Below are 14,215 nucleotides of genomic sequence, written 5' to 3' on the forward strand. Positions count from 1 at the left end.
CCGGTCCGCGACGTGCGGTTTACGGGAAGGTCAGCTTCCAGTCGTTGAGCGTGCCGGTGTCCTGACTGGCCTGATCCTGCACCCTCAATTTCCAGGTCCCGTTGGACTGTTCGGCGGCCGCGTTGACGGTGTAGGTCGCCTTGACGTTGTCCGCCGAGTCGGAGGAGCTGAAGTTCTTCAGCCGATAGGCCTTGCCGGACGGGCCGAGGAGGTCGATCACCAGGTCACCGCGCCAGGTGTGCGTGATGTCGACGCTCACCTGAAGGTTGCCGGGCGCGTTCCCGCTGCGGTCGGAGACGGTGATGGCCGAGGTGATGGCGGGCCCGTTGTCCGGGATCGCCATCTGGGTGTTGTTGTCGTACGTCGAGCCGGTGCCGCCTCCGCCGCCGGAACGCGAACCGACGTTGACGGCCGCCCAGGCGTTCTGCACCGCCGCGTACTCGGCGCTGGAGGTGCCGTACAGCTCGCCCGCCGCCGCGAGGGTGCCGGTGCGGGCGTCCGCGTAGTTCGTGGTGGAGGTGAACTTGGTGGTCAGCGCCTTGTACCAGATCTGCAGCGCCTTGTCCCGGCCGATGCCGGTGACCGGGAGCCCGTCCGAGGTCGGCGAGTCGTAGCTGACGCCGTTGATGACCTTGGCTCCGCTGCCCTCGCTCAGCAGGTAGAAGAAGTGGTTGGCGATGCCCGAGGAGTAGTGCACGTCGAGGTTGCCGACGCCCGAGTACCAGGAGTCGGCGGAGCTGCCGTCCTTGCTGGGCTTGTCCATGTAGCGCAGCGGGGTGCCGTCGCCGTTGATGTTGATCTTCTCGCCGATGAGGTAGTCACCGGGGTCGGAGCTGTTGTTGGCGTAGAACTCCACGCCGGTGCCCATGATGTCGCTGGTGGCCTCGTTCAGGCCGCCGGACTCGTCGCTGTAGTCCAGGCCCGCGGTGTTGGACGTGACGCCGTGGCTCATCTCGTGCCCGGCGACGTCGAGGGCGGTCAGCGGGTCCTGGTTGTTGGAGCCGTCGCCGTAGGTCATGCAGAAGCAGCTGTCGTCCCAGAAGGCGTTCACGTACGAGTTGCCGTAGTGGACGCGCGAGTAGGCGCCGACACCGTCGTTGCGGATACCGCTGCGGCCGAAGGTGTTCTTGTAGAAGTCCCAGGTCTCCTGCGCCCCGTAGTGCGCGTCGGCGCCCGCGGTGGCGGCGTTGGAGGTGGTGCCGTTGCCCCAGGTGTCGTTGCTCTGCGAGAACAGGGTGCCGGTGCCCGAGCTGCCGTGGTTCAGGTTGTACGTCTTGTGGCCGCCGCGCGCCCCGTCGGTCAGCGTGTACGTCGAGCCCGACTGGGTCGTGGTCAGGGTGACCTGCCCGCTGTACTGGGTGTTGCCGATGCCCGTCTCGATGCCCTGGTACTCGTAGAGCTTCTTGCCGGTGGCGGCGTCGGTGATGACGTGCAGCTGGTTCGGGGTGCCGTCGTCCTGGAGGCCGCCGACGATCGTCTCGTACGCCAGCACGGGCTTGCCGGTCGCCGCCCAGATGACCTTGCGGATGCCGCTCGCGGCCGACTTGCTGCCACCGCGGGCCTTCGCCCGCTGCACGGCCTGCTTCTCGGCCGCGGCCTTCGACACCTTCGGGGTGAGACCGGCGACCTTCACCGTGGCGCCGGTGGCCCGGATGACGTCCATGGTCTTGCCGGACTTGGTGTCCACGACCAGGTCACCGCCGAGCACCGGCAGTCCGGCGTACGTCCGCTCGTAACGGGTGTGGAGCGTTCCGTCGGCGTCCTTGACGACGTCCTTGACGACCAGCTTCTCCTGGCTGCCGAGGCCGATCGACCGCGCCGTGGCGGCCGTCGTGGCGTCGGCGCCGCGGATCAGCTCGGCGCGCTGCGAGGGCGTGAGCTTCATCGCCACGTGCGCCGGGTTCATCTTGCCGGCCTGCGGCTTCGCCGCCGGTGCGGCGCTGGCTGCGCCCGACTGGACGGCCGCGGCGATCAGCGCGGCGACCCCGGCGAGGGCGACGGTGGCGGTGCGGAGGTGCGCGGTGCGGTGCTGCGGGCTGTGGGAGGTGCGTCCGCGAGAGGGGATGCGTCTCAACACTGACTCCTTCTGCGTGGCCGCGGGTCGTGCGGCCAGGGGAGACCGGACGGTGGGTTGAGCCGTCCGGGCAGAACAGGACGGTGCGCGGAACCACGTGCGAGCCGCTCACGAAAAGACACGTGCAGTTGTGGGGTTGCTGTGAGTCGGCTTGGGAAGAGTGGCAGGGGATCGGCACACCTGTCAGGACCGCGTCACAAACTTGGCCTGAAAGCGGTCCGTTGACCGGATGTTCATGTTCGGTATGCGAACCGTTCGGGGAGGGGCGGGCGCTGGGCGGGGTGGCCCGGAACGGCGTGGCGTGAACGGGGGGCGTATGGGCGGATCAGGCACGTTGGGGCGCGGGCTGCGCGTCGGCATCCTGGTGGCGGGCCTGCCGGCGTTGCCCTGGGCCGCCCTCTGTCCGCCGGTCGCCGTGGTCGAGTCGGTCAAGGGGACCGGCACCGCGATGGCCGTGACCGATCTGCGGTTCTTGGGGTTCCTCGTCGGCGGCGGTGCGCACGTCGGTGTCCTGACGGGGCTGGTGCTCGCGGGCGGGCTGTCCCTCGCGGCCCGAGTGTTCACCGGGACCGGGCCACTCGCGGTGGCGGGGGCGCTGCTGGCCGGACTGGTCTTCCCGGCCGACATCGTGGCCGTCGGCGCGGCCACGGACGGGGGTCCCGGGGAGATCGCGGCGACCTTCCTGCTGTGGCCCGTGATGGCGGTGGTTGCAGGCGCACACAGCGCCGACACCGTGGGCCGCACTCGCAAACGCCGCTGGCTGTGGCCCCCGACACCGGCCCTGGCACTCCGCCGCGGCCGGGACCGGGCCGGCCTTCGGGGGACTGTCGGTGACGAGGGCGCGGGTTTGGACGAGGGCGCCGTGTCCGACGAGGGCGCGGGTTTGGACCAAGGCGCCGTGTCCGACCAGGGCTAGGGTTTCGACCAGGGTGCCGTGTCCGGCTGGTTCGCCGTTCTCGACCAGGGCGCCGCTCCTTGCCCGCCTCGGTCCCGAACGCCCGCGCCGCCGCGTCCCCGAGCGGCCCCGACCGCCAACACCTTCGCCACCGCACACCTGTGCAGCCGGCCCCGTCCGTTCACGCCCCCTCGGCCGCGTCCCCGTGCCACGTCCGCCAAAGTGCCGCATACGCTCCGTCGGCCGTCACCAGTTCCTCGTGTGTCCCCAGTTCGGTCAGGTGGCCGTCCTCCATGACCGCCACCCGGTCGGCGTCGTGGGCCGTGTGGAGGCGGTGGGCGATGGCGATGACCGTGCGGCCCTCCAGGACGGCGGCGAGGGCGCGTTCGGTGTGGCGGGCCGTGGTGGGGTCCAGCAGGGCCGTCGCCTCGTCCAGGATGAGCGTGTGCGGGTCGGCCAACACCACCCGGGCCAGGGCGAGTTGCTGGGCCTGGGAGCCGTCGGTGGGGTGTCCGCCCGTGCCCAGGCGGGTGTCCAGGGCCGCCGGCAGGTCACGGACCCAGTCGTCGGCGCCCACCGCGGTGAGCGCCGTCCACAAGTCGCCGTCCGTGGCCTCCGGTTCGGCGATCAGGAGATTGTCGCGGACCGTGCCGAGGAACACATGGTGCTCCTGCGTGACCAGCACCACCTGGCGGCGCAGCAGCTCCGGCTCCAGTTCGGCGACCGGCACCCCGCCCACCGTCACCGCGCCGGACCCGGGCCGGTCGATGCCCGCGAGCAGCCGGCTGAGCGTCGTCTTGCCGGCGCCGGAGGGCCCCACCACCGCGAGCCGCTCTCCGGGCCGTACCGTCAGGTCCACCCCGCGCAGCACCTCGCCGCCGCGCTCATAGGCGTACCGCACCTCGCGCACGTCGATCCGGTCGTCCGCCGGGACCGGGGAGCCGGCCGCGCCGCCCCCGCGAGGCGCCTGCGCCAGCCCCTCCACGCGCGCGAACGACGCGCCGCTGTTCTGCAGTTGCTCCACGCGCATCAGGATCTGGTCCAGCGGCTCGGTGAACTGCCGCAGATACAGCGCCGCGGCCACCACCGCGCCCACCCCGACCGCGCCCCGCTCGTGCAGCCACCCGCCGAGCAGCAGCACGCCCGCCACGGGCACGGTGTACGTCACCTCGACCGCGGGGAAGAACACCGTCCGCAGGAACAGCGTGTAGAAACGCGTACGGCGGGACGTCTCCAGCGCGTCCCGGCTCGCCGCGATCCGCCGGTCCCGCAGCCGGAACGCCTCGACGGTCCGGGCACCCGCAGCCGTGGCGGCGACGATCTCCGCGATCTCGGACGTCGCCGCGCCCTCGGCGAGATAGCCGTCCCGGGCCCGTCGCAGATACCAGCGCAACGCCAGCCAGATCGGTGCAAGACCGAGCACCCCGAACGCCCCGAGCAGCGGGTCCAGCGCGAACACCGCGCCCAGCACGAACAGCGCCTGCACGGAGTTGACCAGCAGATCCGGGCCCACGTCGCGCAGCGTGGTGCCGACCGTCGCCACGTCCGCCGTGCCGCGCGCCGTCAGATCGCCGGTGCCGGCCCGCTCCACCACGGACGCGGGCAGCGCCAGCACCCGCTCGACGTACTCCTCGCGCACCCGGGCCAGCGTCCGCTCCCCGAACCGGTACCCCACGTACCGTGCCCAGCGGGCCAGCAGCACCTGCGCCAGCGAACACAGCAGGATCCACAGCGCCAGCCGGTCCACCGCGCCCACCCCGCGCCCGGCGCGCACCTCGTCGACGATGCGCCCGACCAGCCACGGTCCGACCAGCCCCGCCCCCGCCGCCAGCGCGTTCAGCAGCAGGGCGGCCGTGAACGCCCGCCCGTCGGCCCGCACCAGCCGCAGCGCGGCCCGCCGCACCCGGGCCCGGTCCGCGACCGGCAGCAGCCCCTCGCCCGTCGTCGTCACCGTACGACCCCCTCGGCGTCAGCCTCGGTATCGGCCTCGGTATCGGCCTCCGCATCGCGGGCGACGAGGGCCCGATAGCCCGGTTCCTCCGCCAGCAGCCGCCGGTGCGGGCCGCACGCCGCCACCTTGCCGCCGGCCAGGAACACGACCGTGTCCGCACGGTCCAGCACCAGCGGCGAGGTGGACGTCACCACCGTCGTACGGCCCTCCCGCGCCGCCCGCAGCCGTCCGGCGACCGTCGCCTCCGTGTGCGCGTCCAGCGCCGACGTCGGCTCCACGGCCAGCAGCACCTCGGGGTCGGCGAGCAACGCCCGCACCAGCCGCATCCGTTGCCGCTGCCCGCCCGAGAGGCTGCGGCCCTGCCCGGCGACGGCCGAGTCGGCCCCGTCCGGCAGCCCGCGCACGACATCCTCGGCGGCGGCCGCGTACAGCGCGCGGTCGAGCGCGCCCTCGCCCGCGGCGTGCGCGGCGGCCACGACCTCCCGCAACGGTCCCGCGAACAGATCGGCCTCGTTGTCCGCGACGAGCACGCGCGCGCGTACGTCCGCCAGCGGCATCGCGTCCAGCCGTACCCCGCCCCAGGTGGCGTCGGTCGGCCCGAAGCGGCCGAGCCGGTCGACCACGGCGGCCGCCTCGGCGGGCCGGGCGGCGGCCAGTGCCGTCAGCCGTCCCGGCGCGATCCGCACCCCGGACGCGGGATCGTGCAGCTCGGCAGGCTCCTCGGGTGCGGGCCGCGTGCCCTCGTCCGGCTCCGGCGCCAGCCGCAGCAGCCGTACGACCCGGCGCGCGGCCACCACGCCACGGTTCAGCTCGTAGGCCATCTCCACCATGAACGCCACCGGCCCGATCAGCACCGCGACGTAGCCGTACACGGCCACCAACTGGCCGACGCTGATCTCCCCCTGGGCCGCGAGCCGGGCGGCGAGCCAGGTGACCACGGCCAGGAACAGGGTCGGCAGGCCCACGCCGAGCGCCTGCACCCAGCTGGCCACCGCGCCCACCCGGTACCCCTGCGCGCGCAGCGCCTGCGAGTCCGTCCGGAAGCCGTCGGCGAACAACGACTTCCCGCCCAGCCCGTTGAGGACGCGCAGGCCGCCCGCGAGGTCCCCGATGCGTGCCGTCAGCACCCCCTGCCGCTCCCGGTACTCGCTCTCCGCGCCCTGCAGCCGCAGCGTCAGCGGCCCGGTGACCAGCGCCAATACCGGAAGTCCGAGCAGCACGACGGCGGCCAGCGGCGTCGAGACGGCCAGCAGCAGCCCGGCGACCACCGCGTACACCACGACCGAGCCGACGCCCGGCCCGACCGCCGTCAGCGCCTGCGCGAGGACCTGTACGTCGCCGACCCCGATGGTCACGACCTCGCCGGCCCCCGCCCGGCGCGGCAGCGCGGCCCCGAGCCGCACCACATGGCCCACGACGACCTTCACCGTGCGGAAGTTGGCGTCCATCCGCACCCGGGTCATCATGCGGTGCCGCATGATGCTCAGCCAGGCGTTCACCGCCCCGACCAGGAACATCGTCCCGGTCCACGCGGCCAGCACCCCCAGCCGCCCGGGCACCAGCCCGTCGTCCACGGCCCGCGCCATCATGTACGGCTGCGCGGCCATCAGCACCATCCACACGCTGCCCAGCACCGCCGCGGCCACCGACCGCCCCGGCTGGCGCCACACCAACCACCACAGATACCGCCACCCGCCCCGGGTGTCGGGCATACCGGGATCCTCGTAGGCGTCGATCATCCGTCCCCCGCTCCCTCGGCCCGCTGCGAAACGTCGAACGTATCGGGGGCGGGGACGCCCGCTCCATCGAATAACGGACGGACCGCCGGCGCACGAGCGGCGGGATCAGGCGAGACTGTCCCGCCACGCCCGGTGCAGGTCCGCGAAGCGGCCCGTGCCCGCGACGAGTTCGGCCGGGGGGCCGTCCTCGACGACGCGGCCGTGTTCCATCACCAGGACCCGGTCCGCGATCTCGACCGTGGACAGGCGGTGGGCGATCACCACCGCCGTGCGGCCCTTCAGTACCGTCGACATCGCCCGCTGCACGGCCCGCTCGCCCGGGATGTCCAGGGAGCTGGTCGCCTCGTCCAGGATGAGGACCGCGGGATCGGCGAGCAACGCCCGTGCGAAGGCGACCAGTTGGCGCTGCCCGGCGGAGATGCGGCCGCCGCGCTTGCGGACGTCGGTGTCGTAGCCGTCGGGCAGGGCGCTGATGAACTCGTGCGCGCCGATCGCCTTGGCCGCCCGCTCGATCTCCTCGCGGGAGGCGTCGGGCCGGCCGATGGCGATGTTGTCCGCGACCGTGCCGGAGAACAGGAACGCCTCCTGGGTCACCATGACGACTCCGCGCCGCAGTTCCGGCACGGACAGCTCGCGCAGGTCCGTCCCGTCCAGCAGCACGCGCCCCGCCGAGGGGTCGTAGAAGCGGGCGAGGAGCTTGGCGAGGGTGGACTTGCCCGCGCCCGTGGAGCCGACCACGGCGACCGTCTGCCCGGCCGGGAGGGTCAGATCGAAACGGGGCAGCACCTCGCCGCCGGTGCGGTAGGCGAAGCGGACGCCGTCGAAGACGACCTCGCGGCCCGGCGACTCGCCTTTCAACGGCGGCAGTTCGCGCGGCGCCGACGACTCGGGCACGGATGGGGCCTGCGCCAGCAGACCGGCGATCTTCTCCAGGGAGGCGGCGGCCGACTGGTAGGCGTTCAGGAACATGCCGAGCCGGTCGATCGGGTCGTAGAGCCGGCGTAGATAGAGCACGGCCGCCGCCAGCACGCCCAGCTCCAGGGAGCCGGACGCCACCCGGTAGGCGCCCCACAGCACGATCCCCGCGACCGCCGTGTTGGCCACCAGCCGGGAGCCGACCACGTAACGGGCCATCTCCAGCAGCACGTCCCCGTTCGTCCGCTCGTGCCGCCGGTTCAGCACCGCGAACTCGGCGTCGTTCACGGCCTCCCGGCGGAACGCGCGCACCGGGCGGATGCCGTTCATCGTCTCCACGAACTTCACGATCACCGCCGCGATCGCCGTGGACCGCGCCCGGTACACCCGCCCCGCCCGTCGCTGGTAGCCACGCACCAGCAGGTACAGCGGCACGAAGGAGACCACCGCGACCGTGCCCAGGCCGAGGTCCAGCCACAGCAGCAGCGCGGAGATGTAGACGAAGGACAGCACGACGGTCACCAGCTCCTGGAGCCCGTCGTTCAGCAGCTCGCGCAGCGACTCGACGTCCGTCGTGGAGCGGGATATCAGCCGGCCCGAGGTGTAGCGCTCGTGGAAGTCGATGCTCAGCGCCTGCGCGTGCCGGAAGATCCGGCCCCGCAGGTCCAGCAGCACGTCCTGGCTGACCCGGGCGGAGGTCTCGATGAACGCGAACTGCAACCCGCCGGAGAGCAGCGCGCACAGCAGATAGCCGACGGCCACCGCGATCAGCGGGCCGTGCCGGTGGTCGCGGAACGCGGGCACGGCGCTGTCGATGGCGTACGCCACCAGCAGCGGGCCCGCCTGTACGGCCGCCTGCTGGAACAGCAGGACGAGTGTGGTGAACGCGGCCCGGCCCTTCAGGGGCGCGAGCAGCGAGCGCAGCAGGGCGGCCGTGGCGCCGGGCGCGGTGGGCAGGACGTCCCGGTCGAAGGCGTCGTCCTGGCCGTCCCGCGGGGGACCGGGCAGTTCGTCGTCCTCGGCGGCGGGGGTGGAGGCGGTCGTGGTGGTCAACGGGATTCCTCCTGTTCCCCGGGGGCCGCGTCCGGCGTCAGCCCCGACATCAGATGCGCGTACTCGGCGTTGGTGCGCAGCAGTTCGTGGTGGGTGCCCACGGCGGCTATCCGGCCGTCCGAGAGCAGGGCGACCCGGTCGGCGAGCAGCACCGTGGACGGGCGGTGGGCCACGATCAGCGCGGTGGTGTCGGCGAGGACCTGGCGCAGCGCGGCCTCCACGGCCGCCTCCGTGTGCACGTCCAGGGCGGACAGCGGGTCGTCCAGCACCAGGAACTCCGGTCTGCCGACCACCGCGCGGGCCAGCGCGAGGCGCTGCCGCTGGCCGCCGGAGAGGCTGAGGCCCTGCTCGCCGACGCGGGTGTCGGTGCCGTGGGGGAGCGTGTGCGCGAAGCCGGCCTGCGCGACGGCGAGCGCCCGGTCCAGCTCCGCCGCTCCGGCGCCGTCCGCCGCCCCCATGAGCACGTTCTCGCCGACGCTCGCCGAGAAGAGGGTGGGTTCCTCGAAGGCGACGGCGACCTTGGCGCGCAGTTCCTCGCGGGGCATCTCGGCGATGTCCACGCCGTTGAGGGTGATCCGGCCGGAGGTGAGCTCGTGCAGACGCGGCACGAGCGCGGTGAGCGTCGTCTTCCCGCTGCCGGTCGCTCCGACGAGGGCCATGGACTCGCCGGGGCGTATGTGGAGGTCGATGTGGTGCAGGAGGGGCGGGGAGCCGGGGGGTGCGTCGGGGTAGCGGAACCGGACGTCCTCGAAGCGGAGTCCGGCGCCGGCACCGGTGACGGCGGACGCCTCGGCCGTACGGCTGCCCGTGGCCGACTCGGCCTCCGGCACCTCGTCCATCACCTCGAAGTACCGCTCGGTCGCCGTCGCCGCCTCCTGGCTCATCGCCAGCAGGAACCCGATCGAGTCCACCGGCCAGCGCAGCGCGAGGGCCGTACTCAGAAAGGCGACCAGCGTCCCCGCCGACAGGCCGCCGTCGGCCACCCGCACCGCGCCCAGCACCAGCGCCGCCCCGATCGCCAGCTCGGGCAGCGTCACGATGACGCCCCAGATGACGGCCAGCAGCCGCGCCTTGCGCAGTTCGGTGCCGCGCAGGCCGACCGCCAGTTCACGAAACGCCCGCGCCTGGCTGCGGTGGCGGCCGAAGCCCTTGATGACGCGGATGCCGAGCACGCTCTCCTCGACCAGCGTCGTCAGGTCGCCGACCTGGTCCTGCGACCTCCGCGCCACCGTGGCGTACCGCCGCTCGAAGACCGCGCAGGTCCACATCACGGGGATGGTGGGACCGAGGATGACCAGCCCCAGCACCCAGTCCTGCAGCAGCATGATCACCACCCCGACCAGGATGGTCACGCTGTTGACCAGCAGGAACGTCAGCGGGAAGGCGAGGAACTGGCGCAGCAGCATCAGATCGGTGGTGCCCCGGGAGAGCAGTTGGCCCGACGCCCAGCGGTCGTGGAAGGACACTGGCAGCCGTTGCAGACGCCGGTACAGCGCCGCCCGCATCCGAGCCTCCACGTGCGACAGCGGCCGGGCCACCAGCCACCGGCGCAGGCCGAACAGCAGCGCCTCGGCGATGCCCAGCAGGAGCAGATACAGGGCGCCGAGCCACACCCCGCCCGGGTCGTGGTCGGCGACCGGCCCGTCGACCATCCACTTGAGCACGAGCGGGATCACCAGCCCCGTACAGGAGGCCACGACGGCGATGAACGCGGCGGTGAACAGCCGCGCGCGCACGGGGCGTACGTACGGCCACAGTCGCAGGAGCGTGCGTACGGCGGACCGCTTCTCGGTGGTTGCACGTGTCGTGGGCATCACCGCGAGCGTACGGACCGGCACTGACATCGCCCACCGAGTTTCGGTCGGACCGTCCGTCAGGTCGTAGCGCGGCATCAGCCGATCGGGCGCCGCATCAACCGATCGGCTGATGCGGCTTCGAGCGGGCCGGCCGATGTGCCGGACCCCGCCCGCCCGGGATTCTCGAACCATGCCATCCGTCATCGAAGTCACCGATCTGCGCAAGTCGTACGGCGGCCGGGCCGCCGTCGACGGTGTCTCCTTCGCCGTCGAGGAGGGCGAGATCTTCGGGATCCTCGGCCCGAACGGCGCCGGCAAGACCACCACCGTCGAGTGCGTCGAGGGCCTGCGGGTCCCCGACGGCGGCCGGGTCCGGGTCACCGGGTACGACCCCGTCGCCGACCACGAGAAGGTCGCACGGGTGCTCGGCGCCCAGCTCCAGCAGAGCGAACTCCAGGCCAAGTTCACCGTGCGGGAGGCGCTGGAGCTGTACGCCGCGTTCTACCCGAGCCCCGCCGACTGGCGGACGCTCGCCGAACGCCTCGGTCTGACCGACCGGCTCGGCACCCGGTTCGGCAAGCTGTCCGGCGGCCAGCAGCAGCGGCTGTCCATCGCGCTGGCGCTCGTCGGCAATCCACGGGTCGTGGTGTTGGACGAGCTGACCACCGGCCTGGATCCGCGCGCCCGGCGCGACACCTGGCAGCTGATCGAGGACGTCCGCGCGAGCGGGGTCACCGTGCTGCTCGTCACCCACTTCATGGAGGAGGCGCAGCGGCTGTGCGACCGGATCGCCGTCATCGACAAGGGCCGGATCGCCGCGCTGGACACGCCCTCCGGGCTCATCCGCCGCTCGTCGGCCGCGACCGTCATCAGCTTCACCCCGTCGGCACCGCTGGACGAGCATGACCTCGCCGCGCTGCCCGCGCTCGCCTCGATCGAGTACAAGGACGGCCGGGTCACCCTCTCCGGCACCGACGAGACCGTGAACGCCGTCATCACCCTGCTTGCCCGTCACCACGTCACCGCCCACCAGCTGCGTGTCCTCGACGCCACTCTGGACGACGCGTTCCTGGACCTGACCGAGGGCTCCACCGAGGAGGACGCCGCGTGAACACCGCCGTACTGCGTACCGAGTTCCGGCTCTTCCGCCGCGAACCGGCCGCCGTTTTCTGGATCTTCCTGTTCCCCACGCTGCTGCTGGTGATCCTCGGGTCCATCCCGTCGTTCCGGGAGGCCGACAAGTCGATGGGCGGGCTGCGGCCGGTCGACGCCTACGTACCCATCGCCGTACTGATCGCCCTGATCATGTCCGGGGTGCAGGGGCTGCCGCAGGTCCTCACCGGTTACCGGGAGCGGGGCATCCTGCGCCGCATGTCCGTCACGCCGGTCCGTCCCTCGGCCCTGCTGGCGGCACAGATGGTCGTGACGGGTGCGGTCGCGCTGGCCTCGGCGGTGCTCGCGCTCGTGGTCGGCCGCGTGGCCTTCGACGTGAAGCTGCCCGGGCAGCCGGCCGGCTATCTGCTGGCCCTGCTGCTCGCGGTCGCGGCCGCGCTCGCCCTCGGCAGTGTCGTCTCGGCGTTGTCCCGGACCACGAAGATCGCGAGTGCGATCGGCTCGGCGGTGTTCTTCCCGATGATGTTCTGCGCGGGCGTGTGGCTCCCGGTGCGGTCCATGCCGCACGCGCTGGCCCGGGTGGTCGAGCTGACCCCGTTCGGCGCGGCGGCCCGAGCCCTGGACCAGGCTGCCGCAGGGAACTGGCCGTCCTGGGCGCACCTGGGCGTGCTCGCGGTGTGGACGGTGCTGCTCACGGCGGCCGCCGCGCGCTGGTTCCGTTGGGAGTGAGCGGGCACCGCGCCTCGGTGACCGGGTGGGAAGGAGCCGGAGCCGTGCCGGACACTGTGGGGATGACGGACACCGTGGAACTGCCGCGCAGGGTCGGCTTCGACTCCTGGGGGCCCTACGCGCTGCTCGCCGTGGGCGTCCTGACGGCGGCGGGCGCGGCCCACGCGGTCGGCATGACACGGGGCGAGCTCTACGCGTCCGGCCTGCTGGTGGCCGCCGCCGTGCCGCTTCAGCTGTACCTGGGGCGGGCGCGGCGGAACGTACCGGCACCGGGCGGTACGACCGCGGCGCTGTACTTCGTGCGCTGGGCCTTCGGCTTCGTCCTCACCTGGCTGAACCCGTTCTTCGCCTTCTACGCCGTCGCCGGCTACTACAGCGCCGACCGGCATCTGCCCCGCCGGCTGGTCATGCCGGGGCTCGTCCTGACCGCGATCACCATGGCCGGCAGCGAGATAGGCGGTATGCCGCCGCATGGTCTGGTCGCGTGGATGGGCTTCGTCGTGGTGTTCGGGGCCAACCTCGGCATGGTCGCCCTGTTCACCCGGTTCGGCCGGCAGGAGCAGGCCCTCACCCGGGCCCAGGCCGGAACGATCGCCGAACTGGAGCGCACCAACACGGCGTTGCAGCAGGCCCTGGACGAGAACGCGGCCCTGCACGCCCAACTCCTCGTCCAGGCCCGGGAGGCGGGGGTCGCCGACGAGCGGCGCCGGCTCGCCGCCGAGATCCACGACACCATCGCCCAGGGCCTGACCGGGATCATCGCCCAGCTCCAGGTCGTCGCGAACGCCCCCGACCTGACCACCGCCCACACCCATCTGGAGCGCGCCTGCGCCCTCGCCCGGCACAGCCTCGGCGAGGCCCGCCGCTCGGTGCACAACCTGGCGCCGGTGGCGCTCGAGGCCGCCGGTCTGCCCGAGGCGCTGAAGGAGACGGTCGCGGAATGGGGCGAACGTACCGGCGTGCGAGCCGAGTTCACGGTCACCGGCACCGCCGAGCACCTGCACGACGAGGTCTCGGCGACGCTGCTGCGCATCGCCCAGGAGGCCCTGTCCAACACCTCCCGGCACGCCCGGGCCACCCGCGTCGGGGTCACGCTCTCCTTCATGGGCGACGAGGTCACGCTGGACGTCCGCGACGACGGCACGGGCTTCGAGCCGGCCGCCGTACCGCCCCGCACCCGCACCGGCGGGTTCGGTCTGGACGGCATGCGGGCCCGCGCCGAGCGCATCGCGGGCACCTTGACGCTGGAGTCCGAGCCGGGCCACGGTACGGCGGTGTCGGCTCGCGTACCCTTGGTCGGCGATGACCGCTGAACCCTCCGTCACCCTCCTGATCGTCGACGACCACCCGGTGGTCCGCGACGGCCTGCGCGGCATGTTCGAGTCCGCGCCGGGCTTCACCGTGCTCGGGGAGGCCACGAACGGCGTCGAGGCGGTGGCCCGCGCCACGGCCCTGGACCCGGACGTGATCCTGATGGACCTGCGGATGCCGGGCGGCCCGGGCGTCGACGCGATCCGCGAACTGACCGGCCGGGGCGCCCGCGCCAAGGTGCTGGTCCTCACCACCTACGACACCGACTCCGACACCCTCCCCGCGATCGAGGCGGGCGCGACCGGCTATCTGCTGAAGGACGCCCCGCGCGACGAGCTGTTCACCGCCGTACGGGCCGCCGCCGAGGGCCGTACGGTCCTCTCCCCGGCGGTGGCCTCCCGCCTCGTCCACGCGGTCCGCGCCCCCCGCGCCCCGGCGAGCGAACCGCTCTCCGCCCGCGAACGCGAGGTCCTGACCCTGGTCGCCAGGGGCACCTCGAACCGCGAGATCGCCCGCGAGCTGTTCATCAGCGAGGCCACGGTGAAGACCCACCTCACCCACCTCTACGCCAAGCTGGGCGTCAACGACCGGGCGGCGGCGGTAGCGGTGGGGTACGACCGGGGAATCCTGGGCTGAGCC

10 protein-coding genes are annotated in these 14,215 nt (G+C 72.9%); 5 read left to right on the forward strand and 5 right to left on the reverse strand.

Going from position 1 to position 14,215, the window contains the following annotated elements; translation table 11 throughout:
* Nucleotides 1-19: 19 nt before the first annotated feature.
* Nucleotides 20-2,074: a M4 family metallopeptidase gene (locus tag ADK64_RS26845; RefSeq protein WP_053662864.1), complete on the reverse strand. Its 2,055-nt coding sequence runs from the start codon at nt 2,072-2,074 to the stop codon at nt 20-22.
* A 316-nt stretch (nt 2,075-2,390) separates the two neighbouring features.
* Here ADK64_RS26845 and ADK64_RS26850 point away from each other — a divergent pair, with 316 nt between their 5' ends.
* A complete protein-coding gene (locus ADK64_RS26850) occupies nt 2,391-2,990 on the forward strand; it encodes a hypothetical protein (protein ID WP_053662865.1) in 600 nt (199 codons plus the stop codon).
* 160 nt (nt 2,991-3,150) lie between these two features.
* On the opposite strand, the gene ADK64_RS26855 is transcribed toward ADK64_RS26850, so the two are convergent.
* The 4 genes from ADK64_RS26855 to ADK64_RS26870 form a co-directional block, all read right to left on the reverse strand.
* Nucleotides 3,151-4,920 carry an ABC transporter ATP-binding protein gene (locus tag ADK64_RS26855; protein ID WP_053662868.1) on the reverse strand — a complete coding sequence of 590 codons (1,770 nt, stop codon included), beginning with the start codon at nt 4,918-4,920 and terminating at the stop codon, nt 3,151-3,153.
* The gene (locus ADK64_RS26860) at nt 4,917-6,659 is read right to left on the reverse strand and encodes an ABC transporter transmembrane domain-containing protein (protein ID WP_053662871.1); all 1,743 of its coding nucleotides are present in this window, start codon (nt 6,657-6,659) and stop codon (nt 4,917-4,919) included. The genes ADK64_RS26855 and ADK64_RS26860 overlap by 4 nt, the downstream gene beginning before the upstream one ends.
* 105 nt (nt 6,660-6,764) lie before the next feature.
* Nucleotides 6,765-8,627 carry an ABC transporter ATP-binding protein gene (locus ADK64_RS26865; RefSeq protein WP_053662873.1) on the reverse strand — a complete coding sequence of 621 codons (1,863 nt, stop codon included), beginning with the start codon at nt 8,625-8,627 and terminating at the stop codon, nt 6,765-6,767.
* Nucleotides 8,624-10,441, reverse strand: a complete 1,818-nt coding sequence (locus tag ADK64_RS26870; RefSeq protein ID WP_053663044.1) for an ABC transporter ATP-binding protein — start codon at nt 10,439-10,441, stop codon at nt 8,624-8,626. The genes ADK64_RS26865 and ADK64_RS26870 overlap by 4 nt, the downstream gene beginning before the upstream one ends.
* A 172-nt stretch (nt 10,442-10,613) precedes the next feature.
* On the opposite strand from ADK64_RS26870, the gene ADK64_RS26875 reads away from it, so the two are divergent.
* From ADK64_RS26875 to ADK64_RS26890, 4 genes are all read left to right on the forward strand, one after another.
* Complete coding sequence (locus tag ADK64_RS26875) at nt 10,614-11,534, forward strand: ABC transporter ATP-binding protein (protein ID WP_053662875.1); 921 nt, start codon at nt 10,614-10,616, stop codon at nt 11,532-11,534.
* A complete protein-coding gene (locus ADK64_RS26880) occupies nt 11,531-12,265 on the forward strand; it encodes an ABC transporter permease (protein WP_053662877.1) in 735 nt (244 codons plus the stop codon). The genes ADK64_RS26875 and ADK64_RS26880 overlap by 4 nt, the downstream gene beginning before the upstream one ends.
* Nucleotides 12,266-12,327: 62 nt before the next feature.
* Nucleotides 12,328-13,578 carry a sensor histidine kinase gene (locus ADK64_RS26885; protein WP_053662880.1) on the forward strand — a complete coding sequence of 417 codons (1,251 nt, stop codon included), beginning with the start codon at nt 12,328-12,330 and terminating at the stop codon, nt 13,576-13,578.
* A complete protein-coding gene (locus ADK64_RS26890) occupies nt 13,568-14,212 on the forward strand; it encodes a response regulator (protein ID WP_053662882.1) in 645 nt (214 codons plus the stop codon). The genes ADK64_RS26885 and ADK64_RS26890 overlap by 11 nt, the downstream gene beginning before the upstream one ends.
* Nucleotides 14,213-14,215: the final 3 nt, after the last annotated feature.

This window comes from Streptomyces sp. MMG1121 (genome assembly GCF_001280015.1).
In the GTDB taxonomy this organism is placed as follows: domain Bacteria; phylum Actinomycetota; class Actinomycetes; order Streptomycetales; family Streptomycetaceae; genus Streptomyces.